The following is a 19595-nucleotide window of genomic DNA, read 5'->3' on the forward strand; positions in this document are numbered from 1 at the left end:
AAATCGGCTGGCGCGTCGCTCATGCCAGGCAAAATTCTGCGACAAGCGGCCCCTGTGGCAATGCGTCCGCCACTTCACGCTTGGTTTTAATGGCTTTCTGCCGCATTGGGCCTATAGAAAGCCATGCCTTGCCGCGCGTGGCAATCAAGCGTTTGGGGCCCATGATTTTTTGGTTGATCGCCATAGCCGTTACCGCCGTCGCCTGCGCTGCGTTGTTTTACGCGGCAGCTGGGCGCGAGGTCAACGCGGCCATCCCGAAATCGGGCGAAACAAACAACCATTTCAAGCTGCTACTTGCCGGCATCGATGCTGACGTCGCGAGCGGCAAGCTCGGCCCTGATCAGGCGCTGGCGGCACGGGCAGAACTTGCCCGCGAAGTGCTGCGCAGCAAAGGCGACCAGAGAGCTGAAGCCAAGCCGCTGAGCCAGGGTACCGTGCTCGTGGGACTGGCTGCAGTGGCCGCCTTGAGCCTGGGTCTTTACGCCGTTCTGGGACACCCCGACATGCCGGCGCAGCCGCTCGCCGAGCGCACCGATGTCGCTGCGCAAAATCTCGATCTAGACGCTGCGATCGCGCAGATCGAAACGCGGTTGGCGGCTGATCCTGGCGACGTCCGGGGCTGGACCGTCGTCGCGCCTGCCTATGTGCAACTCGGCCGCTTCGATGACGCCGCCGAGGCCTATCGCCGCGTGATCGCCCTGTCCGGACCGACGGCCGAATTGCAGACCGACCTAGCCGAAGCCTTGCTGCTTGGCGCTGGGGAGACAGGATCGGACGAAGCCTTGCAGTTGCTGCAAAGTGCTGTCGCTAGTGATCCGGCGCATGTCCGTTCGCGGCTTTACCTTGCCGCCGAATACATGCGGCTCGGTCGCTATGCTGAAGCCGTGCCGCTGTGGTCGGCCGTGCTCGACACCGCGAACGGCGATGAAGCCTGGCTTCCGGCCGCGCGCCAGGGACTTGCCGTGGCGCAAAATGATGGCGTCGACACGACAACCGAAGACCAGCAGCAGATGATCAGCGGCATGGTCACCGGGCTCTCCGATAGGCTGGCGACTGAGGGTGGAACGGTCGAGGAGTGGACGCAGCTGGTGCGCGCCTACATTGTGCTCGACGATCTCGACAACGCGCAGGCGGCCTATGATGATGCCGTCGCCGCTTACCCGGCCGCATTCGATCGTGGCGAACTCGATACGCTCGCGCTCGGTGCCGGCCTTGTTCTGAATGGAGGTAGCCAGTGACCGCACCTGCTCCCGCCCGCCGCAAGGGCATGACACGCAAGCAGAAGCGCCTGGCGGTGATCGCCGGTCTGGCTGTAGTGCTGGCAATCGCGACGGCTCTGGTGCTGACGGCGCTGCGTGACCAGATCGTGTTCTTTTATTCGCCGAGCGATGTCACGGCTCGTGATGTCGCTCCCGGTCAAGCCATTCGCCTGGGCGGCTTGGTCAAGGATGGAAGCTGGGTGCGCAGCGGGCAGGACAATACCTTTGTTGTCACCGATGGCGGCATGGACATCACCGCCCGCTATGTCGGCATCCTGCCGGACCTCTTCCGCGAGGGGCAGGGCGTCGTGGCTGAGGGCAGCATGGGCACTGACGGGCGCTTCACCGCAACCAATGTGCTTGCCAAGCACGACGAGAATTACGTGCCCAAGGAAGTGGTGGAAGCGCTCAAGGCGCAGGGCGAGTGGCGGCCGGAGGGCGGCCAGTGAGCATCGAACTCGGCCATTTTTCTCTGATCCTGGCCTTTGCCATCGCGGCCGTTTCGGCCTTGGGCGGGCTTGTGCTTTGGCAGCGCGGTGATCGGCTGGCCATGGTGTTGCGGCAGGCTTCGGTGCTGCAATTCGTGCTGGTGGCCGTGGCATTCCTGGCGCTGGTGCAAGCCTTTGTCGTCTCCGACTTCAGCCTTGCCCTGGCCGCCAACAATTCCCATTCGCTGAAGCCGCTGATCTTCAAGATTTCAGGGGTCTGGGGAAACCACGAAGGGTCGATGGTCCTTTGGATCCTCATCCTCGTGCTCTTTGGCGCGCTGGTCGCCGCCTTTGGCCGGCGCTTGCCGTCCGACCTCAGCAATCTGGTTCTTGGTACGCAGAGCCTGCTGACCGCGGCGTTCGCGGGTTTTACGCTCTTCACGTCCAATCCCTTCGAGCGCCTGACACAGCCGCCGCTGGAAGGCGCTGACCTCAACCCGGTCCTGCAGGACATCGGCCTCGCAATCCATCCGCCGCTGCTCTACGCCGGCTATGTCGGCTTTTCGATCTGCTTCTCCTTTGCGATCGCTGCGCTGGTCTCGGGGCGGATCGATCAGGCTTGGGCGCGCTGGGTGCGGCCCTGGACCATGCTGAGCTGGATCTTCCTGACGCTGGGCATCGCCATGGGCTCCTACTGGGCCTATTACGAACTCGGCTGGGGCGGCTGGTGGTTCTGGGATCCGGTCGAGAACGCAAGCTTCATGCCTTGGTTGGCCGGCACGGCGCTACTCCACTCAGCGCTGGTGATGGAAAAGCGCAATGCGCTCAAGATCTGGACGGTCTTTCTCTCCATCATCACCTTCTCGCTGTCGCTTTTGGGCACGTTCCTGGTGCGCTCGGGCATCCTCACCTCGGTGCATACCTTCGCGAGCGACCCGACGCGGGGCCTCGTCATCCTGTCGATGCTGGCGATCCTGATCGGCGGCGCTTTCCTGCTTTTTGCGCTCCGATCGTCTTCGCTGCGGCAGGGTGGGCTCTTTGCGCCGATCAGCCGTGAGGGTGCACTGATCCTCAACAACCTGTTCCTGGCCACGGCGGTGGGCGCGGTATTGGTCGGTACGCTTTATCCGCTGGTGCTCGATGCCTTGACCGGTACGACCATCTCGGTCGGCGCGCCCTTCTTCAATCTCACCTTCGGTGCATTGATGGCGCCGTTGCTGCTGGTCCTGCCCTTCGGGCCGCTGCTGCCCTGGAAAAGGGCCGATCTTGTTGCTGCCGGTCAGCGGCTGATCGGCATGGCTGCTTTGGCCATCTTCCTCACCATTCTCATCTCCGCTTTGGGCGGTGTGTCGATCTCGCTGGCGCCGCTTGGGCTACTGCTGGGCTTCTGGGTCACCTTCGGTGCTCTTGCCGAGGTGATCGAACGCGCCCGCATCGGTCGCATTCCGGCACGGGAGAGCCTGCGCCGCTTGATCGGCCTCCCGCGCTCGATCTGGTCGACCGCGCTTGGTCACTTGGGACTAGGGTTGACCGTTCTCGGCGTCGTCAGTGTTAGTGCCTGGGAAACCGAGATCGTCACCACGCTCAATCCCGGCGAGAGCACGGAGCTTTCGGGCTATATCATCGCTTTCGACAGCTTCGATCAGGTGGCGGGTCCCAACTACGTGGCCGATACCGGGCGCTTCACGGTGACCGCTCCAGGCGGTAGAACGGCGCAACTCGATGCCGAGCGCCGCACCTATGTCGCGAGTGGCATGCCGACCACCGAGGCGGCGATCCAGAGCTATGGATTGTCCCAGCTTTACCTGCAGCTCGGCGAGCCGCTGGACGACACCCACGTCATTCGCGTCTGGCACAAGCCCTACATCCTGCTGATTTGGCTTGGCGCGCTGGTGATGGCCGGGGCCGGGGTGTTGTCGCTGACCGATCGCCGCCTGCGCGTCGGTGCACCGCAGCCATCCCGCAAAGCCGTGCCGAAGGCAGCTGAATGAAGCTGCGGGTCCTTATGCTTTGCGTGCTGCTGTCATTGCCTGGTGCGGCTATGGCGCTAAGCCCCAACGAGATCCTGCCCGATGCCGCGCTCGAGCAGCGGGCGCGCGATATTTCGGCCGGCCTCCGCTGCCTTGTCTGCCAGAACCAGTCCATCGATGACAGCGATGCCGATCTTGCGCGCGACCTTCGCGTCCTCGTGCGCGAGCGCCTGGTGGCAGGGGACAGCAATGCCGAGGTCGAGCAGTTTCTGGTCGATCGCTACGGCGAGTACGTGCTGCTTAACCCACGTCTAGGACTTCACACGATCCTGTTATGGGCGGCCGCTCCTGTTCTGCTGCTGACAGGCCTTGCGGCGCTGCTGCTGGCGAGACGGAAAAACCACTCTACCGGGGCTGCCGAGTTGACGCCGGAGGAAGCCTCTGCACTGGCGGAACTCGACCGGGACGGGCCGCGGGCTTAGACCGCCGCAATCCCGCCGCCAACATTGCCAAGGTTTAATGTTGGCGCAACTTCACAGAAAGGCGGGACGTTCCATATCTCTAGGCACAAGCTGTTGAGAGCTTATCCAAGGAGACCAGTTCCGATGCGTTCGACTATCCTTACCCGTACCCGTCGTTGGCTTGGCGCATCCGCGCTCGCCCTCATGGTCGGCGTAGGCGGCGTTTCCACCGCTTTCGTCATGACCGGTCAGGCCGCCAATGCCCAGGTGCAGAACGCCGCGCAGATCGTTGTGCCGCAGGCTTCTGTCCAGCAGGGCTTTGCCGACCTCGTCGAGGCCGTAAAGCCCGCCGTCGTGTCCATTCTCGTCGAGGCCCAGGCCCCCAATGAGAGCGTGCAGCGCGGTGGCCGCAACTTTGAATTCAACTTCCCCGATCTTCCAGAAGACCACCCCTTCCGCGACTTCTTCGACCAGTTCGGTCAGGAAGGTCCGCGCGGTCCAGGCGGTCGCGGTGGGGAAGCTCGTCCGCGCCAGTTCATGGCTGCCGGTTCAGGCTTCATCACCTCGGCTGATGGCTATGTCGTGACCAACAATCACGTCGTCGAGGACGCCACCAAGGTCACCGTGATCTTTGATGACGGCAGCGAGCATATTGCAGAAGTTGTTGGTACCGACGAACGTACCGACCTTGCCGTGCTCAAGATCGAAGGCGAAGACCTTCCCTTCGTGACTTTCGAGAGCGACGACGAACCGAGCCGCGTCGGTGACTGGGTGGTTGCCGTCGGTAACCCGTTCGGTCTCGGCGGTACCGTGACCGTGGGCGTTATCTCCGGTGCCGGCCGCGATATCGGTGGCTCCAACTATGGCGACTTCCTGCAGATCGACGCTGCGGTCAACACCGGTAATTCCGGCGGTCCGGCCTTCAACACCAATGGTGAAGTGGTCGGCGTCAACACGGCCATCTACTCGCCCAACGGCGGCAATGTCGGTATCGCCTTCGCCATCCCGGCGCGTACGGTCAAGCAAATCGTCGATCAGCTGGTGACCAACGGAACGGTGACCCGTGGTTATCTCGGCGTTTCCATCCAGGACGTGTCCAAGGACATCGCCGATAGTGTCGGTCTGCCTACCCCAAGCGGCGCGATCGTTCGTGAACCGACCGCAGATGGCCCGGCAGTCGCTGCTGGCATCGAGTCTGGCGACATCATCCTTAAGGTTGATGGCGAAGACATATCCGATGCCCTCGACCTCAGCCGCACCATTGGCAGCAAGTCCCCGGACTCGACCGTGGAACTGACCCTGTGGCGCGATGGTGCCGAAACCACCGTTTCGGTCAAGCTCCAGGTTCTCGACGAGACTGCCGCCGCTCCCGAGCAGCCTGCGGAACCGACCCCGCCGGAAGCCATCCCTGAAGCCGCAACCAGCCTCGGCATGACCGTCGTTCCCAATGGTGACGGCTCGGGTGGTCTGCTGATCCAGAGCGTCGAGGAAGACACTCCGGCAGCCCAGCGTGGCCTCGCAACGGGCGACGTGATCCTTGAAGTCGACAACACTCCGGTCGCTTCGGCCGCCGAATTCGACCAGGCTCTGGCCGGCGTTGAAGGCAAGGGTCTGAGCACGGTGCTGCTCAAGGTGTCGCGCAACGGTGACGTCCAGTTCATCGGCCTGCCGATCGAAGAGTAAAGATCCTTGCGGCCCCGAACTTCGGTCCGGGGCCGCAATCTGTCTGCCATCACAGCGGAGCGTCGGCCGTGAAGATCTTGCTGATCGAGGATGATCGAGAAGCCGCCAGCTATCTCATGCAGGCGCTGGACGAAGCCGGCCACGTTACCCACCATGCCGCCGATGGCGAGAGCGGCTATGCAATGGCCTCCGGCATGGACTACGACGTCCTTATCATCGACCGCATGTTGCCGCGTCGCGATGGTCTTAGCATCGTCGAAAGCCTGCGCGCGGAAGACGACCAGACCCCGGTCCTCATTCTATCTGCGCTTGGCGAAGTCGACGACCGCGTGACCGGCCTCCGCGCCGGCGGCGACGATTACCTGACCAAGCCATATGCTTTCACCGAACTTTTGGCGCGCGTCGAAGTCCTCGCCCGTCGCTCCAGCCCATCGGAGGCGGCAACCAATTACAGCGTCGGCGGCCTGTCGCTCGATCGCCTCAGTCGCAAGGTCGAGCGCGATGGTGAAACGATCCTGCTGCAGCCACGCGAATTCCGGCTCCTGGAATACCTGATGAAGAATGCCGGCAAGGTGGTGACGCGCACCATGCTGCTCGAAAATGTCTGGGATTATCATTTCGACCCCCAGACCAACGTCATCGACGTCCACATGTCGCGTCTACGCTCCAAGATCGACAAGGGTCATGCCAGCCCATTGCTGCACACCGTGCGTGGCGCCGGCTATATGATCCGGGACTAAGCTCGTGAGCCGCTTCGCGCAGGTCTGGCGCACATCGACGGTCCGGCTGACGGCGACATTCATCGCCATTTTCATCGTTTTCGCCATTCTGCTGATGGCCTTTATCGGCTGGCAGTCGAGCATCCAGATCCAGCGCCAGCAGACCGACGACATCGATCGCGAAGTGCGCCAATTTCAGCGTATCGAGGCCAACCAGGGGATCCGCGCACTGGCTTTTGCCGTCGGCCGCCTGTCGAGCAATCCGGGTCCCGGCATCTACTTCCTTGGCGATGCTTCCGGCCTCTATCTTCTAGGCAATGTCACCGACGTTCCGGCTGAGGTGCTGATCGACCCAGGCATTTATACCTTCGACTACGAACGCCCCGATCCACTGGGAGCCGGTCCGCCGGGACCCGACGGTCCTCCCAAGCCTCGTGGCGGCGTTGCGGTCGTGCGCTCAATTGAACTCGACAACGGCATGCGCCTTGTGGTCGGTCGGGACGTGGTCGAGCGGCGCGGCTACTCTGCCATCATTCTCCAGAGCTTTCTTGTCGGCGTCGTCGGCATCATCCTTTTCTCGCTTATCGCCGGCGGCATTACCGCGCGGCGGGTTTTGAGGCGCATTGATACGATCCAGCAGACGTCGACCAAAATCATGTCGGGCAACCTGTCCGAGCGCGTACCGGTCACCCGGCGTAATGACGAATTCGACGCGCTGGCAACAAATCTGAACGCCATGCTCGACCGAATAGAAAAGCTGTTGCAGGGGCTCAAGGAAGTGACCGACAACGTTGCTCATGACCTCAAGACCCCGCTGACCCGTCTACGCAATCAGGCGGAAGCTGCGCTTCGCGATAATGCGACCGAAGACACGCGCGAGCGCGCTTTGGCATCTGTGATCGGAGAAAGTGACCGACTGATCCAGACCTTCAATGCGCTGCTGATGATCGCTCGTGCCGAAGCCGGCGCACCCTCTGGCGCCCTCACGGAAATCGACGTCAGCAGCATCGTCGCCGATGTGGCCGAGCTTTATGGGCCGGTCGCGGAAGATGACGGTATCGAGATCGTCAGCGCCATTGCCGAAGGCGTGACGCTCAATGCCAATCGCGAACTGATCGGCCAAGCTATGGTCAACCTCCTTGAAAACGCGATCAAATACGCCAAGCCTGAAGATGGCGGTCCCGGCAAGATCGCGGTCGAGCTCGAGCGCGCTAATGACTGGGTGCGGATCGTTGTCGCCGACAATGGACCGGGCATACCGGCGGCCGATCGCGAGCGGGTGCTTGAACGTTTCGTGCGTTTGGAAAAAGCCGGTCTGAGCCTGGCTCCGGTCTTGGTCTGGCGCTCGTCAACGCCGTGGCGCGCCTGCATGGCGGCAGTTTCAAATCCAGGACAACGCCCCCGGCGTGCGAGCCGTGCTGGAGCTTCCAGCCAGCTAGCCCGTCTTGCCCGTCCCCCGGCCAGCGCGCTATGCCTCAAAAATGAGCACCTCTCTCTCGCCCCTGCCATCTACCCCTCATTCTTCGTTTGACGCCCTGCTGCCTGAGCTCGGACCGGCGGAAGCGACTGCATTCGGGAAAGCCGAAGGCCTGCTCGGCCCGCTGCTTCAATCGGCGCCTTATCTATTGAACCTGGCGAAGACACATGCTGCTTGGTTGGCCGAGGCACTGGAGGGCAGTGCCGATCAAGCTTTTACCGATTTGCTCGCCGAGGTCGAGAAAGTTGGGCTTAACGGGGATGAGCTGGCTGTCAGTCTAGCTCTCCGCCGTGCCAAAGGACGCACGGCGCTTCTGGCCGCTGTCGCCGAGACGGGTGGGGTTTGGACCACCGCCCGCGCGACCGAGGCCTTGTCGGATTTGGCCGACGCTGCGCTGGAAGCGGCGCTTAATCTCCTGATGCGGCAAGCCGCGGAAAAAGGTCAGCTCGCGATCCCCTCGGATCAGGCGATTGCAGCCAATTCCGGCCTCGCGCTCTTTGCACTCGGCAAGCATGGCGGTCGCGAGCTCAACTACTCTTCGGACATCGACATCGTCGCCTTCTTCGATCCGCAAAAACTGGTGCTGAAGGAGCCGAGCGAAGCCACCAAGATCTATTCGCGCATCGTGCAGAAGCTGGTCGGGCTAATGCAGGACCAGCAGGCGGGTGGCTACGTATTCCGCACCGATCTGCGACTGCGCCCAGATCCTGGCTCCACCCCCGTTGCGCTCTCTGTTGACGCTGCCTTGGCCTATTACGAAGTCCGTGGGCAAAACTGGGAACGCGCGGCCTGGATCAAGGCGCGGCCCTGCGCCGGCGACAAGGCGGTGGGCGAGGCCTTCCTCAAGGAACTGGCCCCCTATGTCTGGCGCAAGCACCTCGATTTCGCGACCATCGCCGATATTCAGGCCATGAAGCGCCAGATCAACGTTTCCAAGAAGGTCGGCGATATTCGCGTCGAGGGCCACAATGTCAAACTCGGCCGCGGCGGTATTCGCGAGATCGAGTTTTTTACCCAGACGCAGCAGTTGATCGCCGGCGGTCGCGACAAGGCTCTGCGCGTGCGCCCGACGACCCAGGCCTTGGCGGCACTGGCCGCAGCGAACTGGATCGCGCCGAAAACGGCCGAAGAATTGACCGAGACTTATTGGTTTTTGCGAGCCGTGGAAAATCGGCTGCAGATGTTGAGGGATGAGCAGACCCACATCATGCCCGACACCGCCGAGGGTGTTGCCGTCATCGCGCGACTAATGGGGAGCCTGATCAGGTTCGGTTCGAGCAGCGCTACCGTGCGGCGCTTGAACTTGTTGCACGCTATTACGCCGAGCTTTTTACCGAAGGCGACACCCTTGGATCGGGCGAAGGCAACCTGGTCTTCACCGGCAGCGACGATGACCCGGGAACGCTCGAAACCCTCTCAGGCCTCGGCTTTGCCGATCCGCACAAGGCGATCGAGACCGTTCGCAAATGGCATTATGGCGGCTATGCCGCGACCCGAACTGCCGCAGCTCGCGCTCACCTGACCGAACTGCTCCCCGCCTTGCTGACGACATTGGGTCGAGCCGGCAATGCCGACGAAGCCTTGGCACGCATGGACAACTTCCTGTCGCGCCTGCCCGGCGGGGTTCAGCTCTTCGCCCTGCTGCGCAATCACGAGCAGCTGCGCACCCTGCTGGTGCAGTTCATGGCCTCCGCGCCACGCATGGCGGAGGCCGTGATCCACCGTGCCCATGTGGTCGATGGGCTCATCGACCCCGCCTTTGCCAACGATGTCACCCATCGCGATGTGCTTGTGGCAAAAGTCGACGCCTTTCTGGGCGATGCGCGCTCCTACGAAGAGCTGATCGACCGCGCTCGCATCATCGGCCAGGAGCAAAAATTCCTTATCGCCGCTGGCCTTCTGTCCGGCACGGTCAGCGCTGCCGGGGCAGGGGAGCAGTTCACCGCCCTCGCCGAAACGCTGCTGCGCCGGCTTTTTGATCGCGTCCAGGACGAGTTCGCCATCCGCCACGGTCGCATAGAGGGCGCGAAAGTCGCGCTGCTGGGCTTCGGCAAGATGGCGAGCGGGGAAATGACCTTTACCTCCGATCTCGACTTCATTCTCTTGTATGACGCGCCCGAAATCGACTCCGACGGCGAAAAGGGTCTTGGGCCCGCACATTATTTCGCTCGGCTCACCCAGCGGCTTGTGGCGGCGGTATCGGCCCCGACCTCGGAAGGCGTGCTCTACGAAGCCGATATGCGGCTGCGCCCCTCCGGCAATGCAGGGCCGCTAGCCACCAGCCTTGCCGGTTTCAAAGCCTACCATCGCGACAACGCCTGGACCTGGGAACATCTGGCGCTGAGCCGCGCGCGGGTTATCGCCTCGACCGCCAACTTCGGCGCCGAGGTCGATGCCGCCATCGGCAAAATCATGCAGCGCCCTCGTGATCTGTCGAAAACCATCGACGACGTCCTGTCCATGCGCGCGTTGATGACTAGGGAGCGCAAGCCACGTCATGCCTTCGATCTCAAACTCGCTGCGGGCGGGTTGGTGGACCTTGAGTTCATCGCTCAATCCTCACAGCTGGTTTCGGGCGCTGCCATCGATCTTCCCCAGGCACCCACTGCCAAGGTGCTCGCTCAGGCGGGGCGCATCGGCCTTGTTCCCGAAGGGCAGAGACTGGCGGAAATCCATGGCGTCTATTCCACCATCCTTCAGGTCATGAGTTCAGCGCTCATCAGCCCGTTTAAGGAAGAAGCGTGGTCACCAGCTTTCAAGGAGTTGCTGGCGCAGCTCGCGCACTATCCCGATTTCGACCGACTGGCTTTGGATGTTGCCGCAATGCAGGCCGAAGTCTCGGCGGCAGCTGCTGCCTGGTACGAGAAGGCGAGAAGCCTCTAGCCTACTCTGCGGCGACCAGGGCGGCAGCTGCGGGCTCGATGGGCAGGGAGATCGCTACGGTGGTCCCGAGCGATGGGCTCGAGTCGATCGCTATGTGACCGCCGCTGAGTTCGGCGATAGCGCGGGCGATGGATATGCCGAGGCCTGGGCCCACGCCATCCTTGGTAAAGGTCGCGTCGCCCAGCGCAAACGGCTGGCTGAGGCTTGCGAGGCGCTCCTCATCCATGCCGATGCCCGTATCGCTGACCTCGATGACGACGCCGTCATCCGCCGCAAAGCTGGCCAGGGTCACCGAGCCACCGCGGCTCGTGAACCGCACCGCGTTGTCGACGATATTGCCGAGCATGCGCGTCAGCCCTAGCCGATCGCCGCGCAGGACCGCACCTGTGCTCTTGCCGACGACAAACCGAATACCTGACCGCTGCATCTGCCCCTGGAAGCGACGCACTACAGTGTCGATCACCTCATCAAGGAGGATCGCGTCCTGGCGCAGCGGCCTCTGGCCGCTTTCGAGTTCCGTGAGATCGAGGATCGCGGCGAAGGTAGAGAGCAGATGCTCCCCGGAGGCCTTGATCGACTGGACATATTCGGCATAGCGCCGGTCGCCGAGCGAACCATAGGTCTCATGCCTCATCAGGTCGGCAAAGCCGATGATGTGATTGAGCGGCGTGCGGATATCGTGGCTGAGATGGGCGAGGAAGTTGGTCTTGGCTTGGCTGGCGGCCTCGGCCTTGAGCTTTTCCTCGTGATAGCGGCGGGCGAGCTGCCGCTGGTCTTCCCGGATCGCCGTAATCAGGGCATCGGTGCGCTTGCGCTCGGTGACGTCCGAGACGAGGGTCATGAAGGCGCCGGCGCCGAGCGGGCGTTCGTCGATGCGAAGGACGGAGCCGTCGTCGCGGTGCAGTTCGAGGAGGCGGCTGCTGTTGTCTTCGCCGACCACCTTCATATAGCCGCCGGCAATCAGGCGGCTAACGGCCTGATGGTAGGTGATGTCGGCGTCGTCGATATCGAGTCTGGTTCGATATTGATCATTGCAAACAATGAGTTGGCCCGCCGTAGTCCAGCAGGCGACGCCCATAGGGATGGCTGCAGCCAGCTCGAGGTAGCTGTCGCGCTGCACCGGATCGGTGGCGCTGCTGCGGCGGCGCGTGGCGAGGGCGGTATAGATGGCAGCCAAGGCAAAGGCAATGGCGCCGCGACCGGCAACACCCTCCAAGTCACTGAGATCGTTGAGACTTGTGACCGTGTCGTAGGCGAGAAAGAGGGTGGCGGCGAGGAAGGCGGTGGTGGCGACCGGGGCGAGGCGGTGGAGGCGGAAGCTATGAGGCCGAAGTCGGCGTTTTGTTCCTGGGCCGGCGCGGAATCCGAGTGCGCCGGCGCCGGATACCTCCGACGACCGCATGAAATTCTCCATTATTGAAGGGGTTTAGCCCCAAACCAAACTAACCCTGAACAAGTTATGAATCGGTTTGGGGCAGGCTGTCCAGAGCCCGAAATGGTGGTTTCGGGAAGGATGGAAAAAAGCGGAATCGGCTGAATCACTTAGCCGAAAGAAATAGTTTTCTAGCGTTTGAAAGGCGATGTGCTAGCGGAGGGTTAGCCTTTCACGCGCCCAGGATGCGGTCGAGAATTTCTCCCACATTACGGCTCAGCTGGTGCTGGGATTTAAGCGCTTCCAGAGCCGCTTTCCCGCTCTCGCGACGGCCCGCCTCGAGCGTCGGCAAGACGCGGAAGCCGGTGAGCACGCGCGAGGCGACCTGCGGATTGACCTTGTCGATTTCAGCGACCGCTTCGGTGATGAAGCGGAAGCCGGCACCGTCGGCGCGCGCGAACTGGCTGGGATTGGTCATGACGAAACTGCCGAGCAGCGAGCGCAGGCGGTTCGGATTGGTCTTGGGAAAATCCGGCGCGGCGAGCGTGGCGCGCATGCGCTCGATGACACCGTCGTCCGAGGCTTGTGCGGAGGCGGTGAGCCACTTGTCGAAGACCAGCGGATCACCCGCAAAGCGCGTGCGGAAATCGCCGAGGAGAGCCTGGGCATTGCCGGTCCAGTGCCGGGCCGCCAGTGCCATGGCGGCGTATCGGTCGGTCATGTTGGTCGCGGCGTTGTATTGCGCTTCGGCCAGGTCGCTGCGACCGGCGCCGGCCACCAGGAGATTGAGCAGGCCGGTGCGGAGCGATCGTTCTCCGGCCTGTTTCGCATCCGGGCTATAGGCGGCGGAAGTCTCGAGCGATCGGTACATGGCCTCAAGCCTGGCTTCGATCGGCTTGACCAGAGCGACCAGCAGATCGTGCCGCGCCTTGGCAACGGCGTCGGGGTCGACATCCTTGCCGATGTGACGGCCGATGCTGCTTTCACCCGGAATGGCGATGACATTGGCTTTGAAGGCTTCGTCGAGTTCCGGATTCTCAAGCGTATCGACGATCGCCTGCCGCAGGCCATCAAGGTCGCTGTCTGCCCGAGGCCGGCCCTGGGCGGCGCCGGCGATCAGATTGGTCAGAACGGTCTGCAAGGCATCCCAGCGGTTGAACGGATCGCTGTCATGGCCGGCCAGGAACAGGAGGTCTGACTGGCTGAGGCTGGAGCTGACCTTCACCGGCGCGGAAAAGCCGCGGAACAGCGACGGGATTGGCTTGTTGGCGATGCCCGTAAATCGCAGCGTGACGCTGGGTTGATCAAGGAGGATGAGGTCGTCCTTGACCGTACCGCCCGAAACGCCGCTCCAGCTCATCTCGCTGCCGTTCGGGCCAACAAGACCGAAGCGCACCGGGATGAGCAGGGGTTGCTTGTCCGGCTGGCCCGGAGTCGGCTCGACCTTCTGGGTAAGGGTCAGCGAATAGGTCTGGCTCGCCGCATCATAGCTGTCAGAGACGGTTATCTGCGGGGTCCCGGCCTGCAGGTACCAGATGCCGAACTGGCGGAGATCAGTTCCCGTCGCGTCTTCGAAGACTTTGAGGAATGCCTCGATGGTCGTCGCTTCTCCGTCGTGGCGCTCGAAGTAAAGGTCCATGCCCTTGCGGAAGCCGGCCTCGCCCAAAAGCGTCGCCAGCATGCGGACGATCTCGGCGCCTTTTTCGTAGACCGTGGTCGTATAGAAGTTGTTGATCTCGCGGAAACTATCGGGACGGGGCGGGTGCGCTAGCGGACCGCCGTCTTCGGGAAATTGCGAGCTGCGCAGGTTCTGCACGTCATGGATGCGCTGCACCGGGCGGCTGCGTTCGTCCGAGGTGAATTCCTGGTCGCGATAAACCGTCAGGCCTTCCTTGAGGCAGAGCTGGAACCAGTCGCGGCAGGTGATGCGATTGCCGGTCCAGTTGTGAAAATATTCGTGCGCAATGACGCGCTCGATGGAGTGATAATTGGCGTCGGTTACCGTGTTCGGCTCGGCAAACACCAGCTTGTCGTTGAAGATGTTGAGGCCCTTGTTCTCCATGGCCCCGAAGTTGAAATCGGAAACGGCGACAATGTTGAAGACGTCGAGATCGTATTCACGGCCGAAGCGGCGCTCGTCCCAGGCCATGGAGCGCTTGAGGCTGTCCATGGCGTAGTGGCACTCGTTCTCCTTGCCATGGGTGCAGTAGATGGCGAGGTCCACCTTGCGGCCGCTTTGCGTGGTAAAACTGTCCGTGATCGAACCAAGATCGCCCGCGACCAGCGCAAAGAGGTATGCCGGCTTGGGGAAGGGGTCTTCCCAAAGCGCAAAGTGCAGGCCGTCGCCGGCATCGCCCTTGTCGATCAGGTTACCGTTCGAAAGCAGCACAGGCGCGACTGCCAAAGGTGCCGTGATCCGGACCTTGAATGGCGCCAAAACGTCCGGGCGATCGAGGTAATAGGTAATGCGGCGGAAGCCTTCGGGCTCGCATTGGGTGCACCATGTGCCCGACGAGCGATAAAGGCCCATGAGCTTGGTATTGGCCTCGGGCTGCAGCATGACTTCGGTGTCGAGCACGAAGCGACGATTTGGCGGCTCGACCACGGTCAGGCTATCGGCATCCGCGGCATAGGCCGAAAGCACCAGCGGCAGCCCGTCGATGGCAATGGTTTCAAGCTTGAGGCCATCGCCGTTCAGCACCAGCGGCGTACCCGGCGCAGTGTCATCGCGCGGCTCGATCGTCAGTTGCGCGCGTACGCGGGTCGCTTCCTCGAGGATCCGAAAGTCCAGATCTACTGACACAATGCGGTATGGGGTCGGCGCATAGTCCTTGAGGTAGATGGTCTGTTCGGTGTCAGTGCGCATGAAAGATCCAGTTTTGCATCGTGGGTGGAGAACACGGAAGCGTGAAATCTGTGGCTGGAAGGTTACAGCCGACTCTGCCGTTCCATGTATTCTACGCGGCTCTTGGCTGCATAGCCCAGTTCTCACCGTCAATTAAGACGGGATTGGGGAAGGGCCTTGCGCCCATCGCTCCTCTGCCTCGAAATTGCGACGGCAAGAGCGCTCGACTGAAGAAATAAAGCAGTCTCGTTCGTCATACGAGAAGCCCTGCCTGCTGCGAGAGGACGCAGCCGGCCGGGCGCGATGTCCCGACGACTGCAGGAAAAACAAGGTAGCGACAATGTTTCGTTGGTTTGAGCAAAGGCTGGATCCCTATCCAGTCGGCGAACCGGTTGAGCCGCCCAAAGGGCTCCTGGCATTCTGTCTTCATTATAGCCATGGCGCCAAGAAGTGGCTGGCGCTGATGGCCGCCGCTGCGGCTGGCGTTGCCATCGGCGAAATCATCGTCTTCGGCTTTATCGGCGACGTGGTGAACTGGCTGGCCGATGCCAATCCGGAGACGTTTCTCCAGACCGATGGCTGGAAGCTGGCGCTGATGGGCGCGATGATCGTCTTCATCGTGCCCGGCATCGCGCTGGTCTCGACACTCACGATGAACCAGACGCTGCTCGGCAATTTCCCGCAGCGCATCCGCTGGATGGCGCATCGCTACCTGATCCGTCAGTCGATGAGCTACTTCCAGGACGAGTTTGCCGGCCGCATCGGCGCCAAGCTGATGCAGACCTCGCTCGCCGTCCGCGAAGTGGTGATGAAGCTCCTGGACATGCTGGTCTATGTGACGGTGTATTTCACCGGCGCGGTAATCCTGGCAGCGTCCGCCGACTGGCGCCTGGCTCTGCCGTTCATCGCCTGGCTCGTCGCTTATATTTCAATCATGGTCTACTTCATCCCGCGCATGGGCAAGATTTCCCAGGCGCAGGCCGATGCGCGCTCACTGATGACCGGCCGCATCGTTGACAGCTACACCAATATCGCGACCGTCAAGCTCTTCAGCCATTCGAACCGTGAGGAAACGTTTGCCAAGGAGGCGATGGACCAGTTCCTGGACACCGTCTACCGGCAGATGCGGTTCTTTTCGATGCTCAACATGCTGGTGCTGTGGAGCAATGCTCTGCTGCTGTTTTCGGTTGGAGCGACCGGTATCTGGCTTTGGCTGAACGGGCTGATGTCGCCGGGTGCACTCGCCGTCTCGCTGGGCCTCGTCATGCGCTTCCAGGGCATGAGCCAGTGGGTGATGTGGGAAATGTCCTCGCTGTTCGAAAATATCGGCACGGTGCGGGACGGCATTTCCTCGATTTCGCTGCCGCGCGTCGTCGCCGACAAGCCGGACGCCAAGCCGCTGCCGCCGGTTACGGGCGACATAAAGTTCGAGAACGTCTCGTTCCATTATGGAAAGAAGTCGGGCGTCATCGAGAACCTCAACCTTCACATCCGTCCGGGCGAAAAGATCGGCCTGGTGGGGAGGTCGGGTGCCGGCAAGTCGACCGTGGTCAACCTGATGCTGCGGTTCTATGACCGCGCGGAAGGGCGCATCCTCATCGACGGGCATGACATCGCCAATGTCACGCAGGACTCCCTGCGCGCCAATATCGGCGTCGTGACGCAAGACACATCGCTGCTGCATCGCTCGGTACGCGACAACATCCTTTACGGCCGCCCAGACGCGACCGAAGAAATGATGCTGGCGGCAGCCGAGCAGGCGGAGGCGCACAACTTCGTGGGTGGGCTGACCGACCCGCAGAACCGCACGGGCTTCGATGCCCATGTCGGCGAACGCGGCGTCAAGCTCTCGGGCGGACAGCGGCAGCGTATCGCCATTGCCCGCGTGCTTCTCAAGAACGCGCCGATCCTGGTGCTGGACGAAGCGACCTCGGCGCTGGATTCCGAGGTCGAAGCCGCAATCCAGAGCCAGTTGCAGATGCTGATGCATGGCAAGACGGTGATCGCCATCGCCCACCGCCTCTCGACCATCGCCATGATGGATCGGCTGGTGGTGCTCGACAAGGGCGCCATCGTCGAGCAGGGGACGCATTCCCAACTCGTCAATTCCGGCGGCATCTATAGCCAGCTCTGGAACCGCCAAAGCGGCGGCTTCCTGGAACTGGACGATGCCGAGGACGCGGCGGAGTAGTCTTCTTCCTTCTCCCCGTGTGGGAGAAGGTGCCCGAAGGGCGGATGAGGGGTCCTTCACTGACTTCGAGCGAGCGGAGACCCCCTCATCCGTCTCGGCCTACGGCCGATCCACTTCCCCGCGAGGGGAGAAGGGAGGCGGAGGCGGCCCTTGTTTACCTCTCCCTTGTGGGAGAGGTCGACGCGCAGCGGCGGGTGAGGGGCCTGCTGCGATGATCCAAAGGCCCCCTCACCCGGCTCGCAAGAGCGATCCGACCTCTCCCCCGAAGGGAGAGGTGAAGAAACGACAAACCAAGGAGAACCCAGATGGGTGACATCATCACGATCCGAGACCTTTCCCATCCCGGCGCAAGCGCAGCCAGGCACACCAAATCGGACCGATACCGAACCTGATCCGGACCCACGAAAGTCCCATCAGGCGCGGCTCAGCTAAGAGCTCAGAACAATGTTCAACCGCGTCATCAACTACTTCGACAACCTTTATGCCCCCACCGCACTGGCCCAAGACCGCCAGCCGCCCATGGGCATCAATGCCTTTGTTGGCTACTTCGTCAGCCAATTCCGGGGCGCCTTTATCCTTCGCATCATCTGTGTCGCCATCGGTGCCGTCGCCGATGCGCTGATGCCTGTCTTTGTCGGCCTCGTGGTCGGCATGTTGGCCACCACGCCGCCGGGGCAGATCTTCGACCTGCACGGCCGGACCCTGCTGTTGATGGTGGTGGTCGTCGTCCTCGTGAGGCCGACAACTTTTCTCCTCGACACGCTGATCCGCAACCATGCCATCGTGCCCAACCTCGTCGATATCGTCCGCTGGCAAAGCCATTGGCACGTCATCCGACAGAGCTGGACCTATTTCCAGAACGACTTTGCCGGGCGCATCGCCAACAAGGTCATCCAGGCCGGCGAGGCCATCGAGATCGGGGTCAACCTCACGATCGACGCAGCCTGGTACGCGCTGGTCTTTGTCATCGTGGCGGTGGTCGTCCTGGCGCAACTCGACCCGGTTCTGTTGTTGCCCATCGGGGTGTGGCTGCTGGTCTATGCCGTGCTCTTCACCATCACCATGCCGCTGATCGCCCGCTATTCCGAAACGCTTTCGGAAGCCAAGTCGGTGATGACGGGGCGCATCGTCGATAGCTACACCAATATCCAGACGCTCAAGACCTTCGCCAGTGGCGAGCACGAGGACCAGTATGTCGCCGAAAGCGTCACGCTGCATGTGGTCGAGTTCCGCAAGCTCATGCGGGTCTTTACGTACATGTGGTCGGTGCTGTTTCTGCTCAATGCAGGCCTGGTGGTCTCGGTAACCTGGCTGGCTTTGGCTGGCTGGAACCAGGGCACGCTGAGCGCGGCGGCGGTGGCGACGGCCATTCCCTTCGTCCTGCAGATCATGAACATGAGCGGCTGGATCCTCGAGATCGGCTCCAACGTGTTCCGCCAGGTCGGCACCACCAAGGACTCGATGGAAACTATCGCCCAGCCGTTGACCATGCTCGACGCGCCCGCGGCCAAGCCGCTCGAGGTCACCAAGGGGGAGCTGGTCTATGACAATGTCAGCTTCAACTACTGGCGCGGCAAGGCCGGCTCGGTGATCGACGAGTTCTCGCTCAGGGTGGCGCCGGGCGAGAAAATCGGGCTCGTCGGCCGGTCGGGTTCAGGCAAGTCGACGCTGGTGAACCTGGCGCTGCGCATGTTCGATGTGCAGGAAGGATCGATCCGCATCGACGGGCAGGACGTGCGCGAGGTGACGCAGGAAAGCGTGCGGGCGGCCATCGGGCTTGTCAGCCAGGACACGTCGCTGCTGCATCGGTCGGTGCGGGAGAACCTCATCTACGGTCGCCAGGATGCTACCGAGGAGGAGATGATCCGCGCCGCCGTGCAGGCCAATGTGCATGACGTCATCATGGGCCTTTCCGACCCCGAGGGCCGGCGGGGCTACGAGGCGCAGGTGGGCGAGCGCGGCGTCAAGCTATCCGGCGGGCAGCGGCAGCGCATCGCCATTGCCCGCGTCCTGCTCAAGAACGCGCCGATCCTGGTTCTGGACGAAGCGACGTCGGCGCTCGACAGCGAGGTCGAGGCGGCGATCCAGGAGCAGTTGACGCAGTTGATGGCGGGCAAGACGGTGATTGCCATCGCCCATCGCCTCTCGACCATCGCGGCCATGGACCGGCTCGTGGTGCTGGAGCAGGGGCGGATCGTCGAGGAGGGAACCCATGCCCAGCTGCTGGCGCGGGGCGGGCATTATGCCATGCTCTGGCAGCGGCAGTCGGGCGGCTTCCTCGATCTCGACGCCGGCGCGACGGCGTAG

General features: G+C 62.4%; 14 protein-coding genes. 11 read left to right on the forward strand and 3 right to left on the reverse strand.

Going from position 1 to position 19595, the window contains the following annotated elements; translation table 11 throughout:
- Window positions 1–19 precede the first annotated feature (19 nt).
- Window positions 20–184 (reverse strand): hypothetical protein, encoded by a 165-nt coding sequence (locus tag G5575_RS14530; protein WP_164534964.1) that lies wholly within the window; start codon window positions 182–184, stop codon window positions 20–22.
- On the opposite strand from G5575_RS14530, the gene ccmI reads away from it, so the two are divergent.
- The 9 genes from ccmI (at window position 174) to G5575_RS14575 (ending at window position 10880) form a co-directional block, all read left to right on the forward strand.
- Complete coding sequence (ccmI, locus tag G5575_RS14535; RefSeq protein ID WP_164534965.1) at window positions 174–1238, forward strand: c-type cytochrome biogenesis protein CcmI; 1065 nt, start codon at window positions 174–176, stop codon at window positions 1236–1238. The genes G5575_RS14530 and ccmI overlap by 11 nt on opposite strands.
- A gap of 29 nt (window positions 1239–1267) precedes the next feature.
- Window positions 1268–1708, forward strand: coding sequence for a cytochrome c maturation protein CcmE (ccmE, locus tag G5575_RS14540; protein WP_164535120.1), 441 nt, complete (start codon window positions 1268–1270; stop codon window positions 1706–1708).
- Complete coding sequence (locus G5575_RS14545) at window positions 1705–3678, forward strand: heme lyase CcmF/NrfE family subunit (protein WP_164534966.1); 1974 nt, start codon at window positions 1705–1707, stop codon at window positions 3676–3678. Before ccmE ends, G5575_RS14545 begins: the two co-directional genes overlap by 4 nt.
- On the forward strand, window positions 3675–4139 hold the full coding sequence (locus G5575_RS14550; RefSeq protein WP_164534967.1) for a cytochrome c-type biogenesis protein: 465 nt from the start codon (window positions 3675–3677) through the stop codon (window positions 4137–4139). The genes G5575_RS14545 and G5575_RS14550 overlap by 4 nt, the downstream gene beginning before the upstream one ends.
- Before the next feature lie 123 nt (window positions 4140–4262).
- Complete coding sequence (locus tag G5575_RS14555; protein WP_164534968.1) at window positions 4263–5801, forward strand: Do family serine endopeptidase; 1539 nt, start codon at window positions 4263–4265, stop codon at window positions 5799–5801.
- Between the two features lie 68 nt (window positions 5802–5869).
- Window positions 5870–6541: a response regulator transcription factor gene (locus G5575_RS14560; protein ID WP_164534969.1), complete on the forward strand. Its 672-nt coding sequence runs from the start codon at window positions 5870–5872 to the stop codon at window positions 6539–6541.
- Between the two features lie 4 nt (window positions 6542–6545).
- Entirely contained in the window at window positions 6546–8051 is a 1506-nt protein-coding gene (locus G5575_RS20620; protein WP_164534970.1) for a sensor histidine kinase, read from the forward strand.
- Window positions 8002–9519: a [protein-PII] uridylyltransferase family protein gene (locus tag G5575_RS14570; RefSeq protein WP_164534971.1), complete on the forward strand. Its 1518-nt coding sequence runs from the start codon at window positions 8002–8004 to the stop codon at window positions 9517–9519. Before G5575_RS20620 ends, G5575_RS14570 begins: the two co-directional genes overlap by 50 nt.
- 17 nt (window positions 9520–9536) lie before the next feature.
- On the forward strand, window positions 9537–10880 hold the full coding sequence (locus G5575_RS14575; protein WP_164534972.1) for a DUF294 nucleotidyltransferase-like domain-containing protein: 1344 nt from the start codon (window positions 9537–9539) through the stop codon (window positions 10878–10880).
- Between the two features lies 1 nt (window position 10881).
- Here the strand turns inward: G5575_RS14575 and G5575_RS14580 are convergent, their stop codons facing one another.
- Both G5575_RS14580 and pepN read right to left on the reverse strand, forming a co-directional pair.
- Window positions 10882–12282 carry a sensor histidine kinase gene (locus G5575_RS14580; RefSeq protein ID WP_164534973.1) on the reverse strand — a complete coding sequence of 467 codons (1401 nt, stop codon included), beginning with the start codon at window positions 12280–12282 and terminating at the stop codon, window positions 10882–10884.
- Between the two features lie 202 nt (window positions 12283–12484).
- Window positions 12485–15118, reverse strand: a complete 2634-nt coding sequence (gene pepN, locus G5575_RS14585) for an aminopeptidase N (protein ID WP_164534974.1) — start codon at window positions 15116–15118, stop codon at window positions 12485–12487.
- Between the two features lie 319 nt (window positions 15119–15437).
- Here pepN and G5575_RS14590 point away from each other — a divergent pair, with 319 nt between their 5' ends.
- Together G5575_RS14590 and G5575_RS14595 are read left to right on the forward strand one after the other, a co-directional pair.
- A complete protein-coding gene (locus G5575_RS14590; RefSeq protein WP_164534975.1) occupies window positions 15438–17288 on the forward strand; it encodes an ABC transporter ATP-binding protein in 1851 nt (616 codons plus the stop codon).
- A 444-nt stretch (window positions 17289–17732) separates the two neighbouring features.
- Window positions 17733–19595 (forward strand): ABC transporter ATP-binding protein, encoded by a 1863-nt coding sequence (locus G5575_RS14595; RefSeq protein ID WP_164534976.1) that lies wholly within the window; start codon window positions 17733–17735, stop codon window positions 19593–19595.

It is taken from the genome of Devosia aurantiaca (assembly GCF_011058215.1).
Taxonomy (GTDB): domain Bacteria; phylum Pseudomonadota; class Alphaproteobacteria; order Rhizobiales; family Devosiaceae; genus Devosia; species Devosia aurantiaca.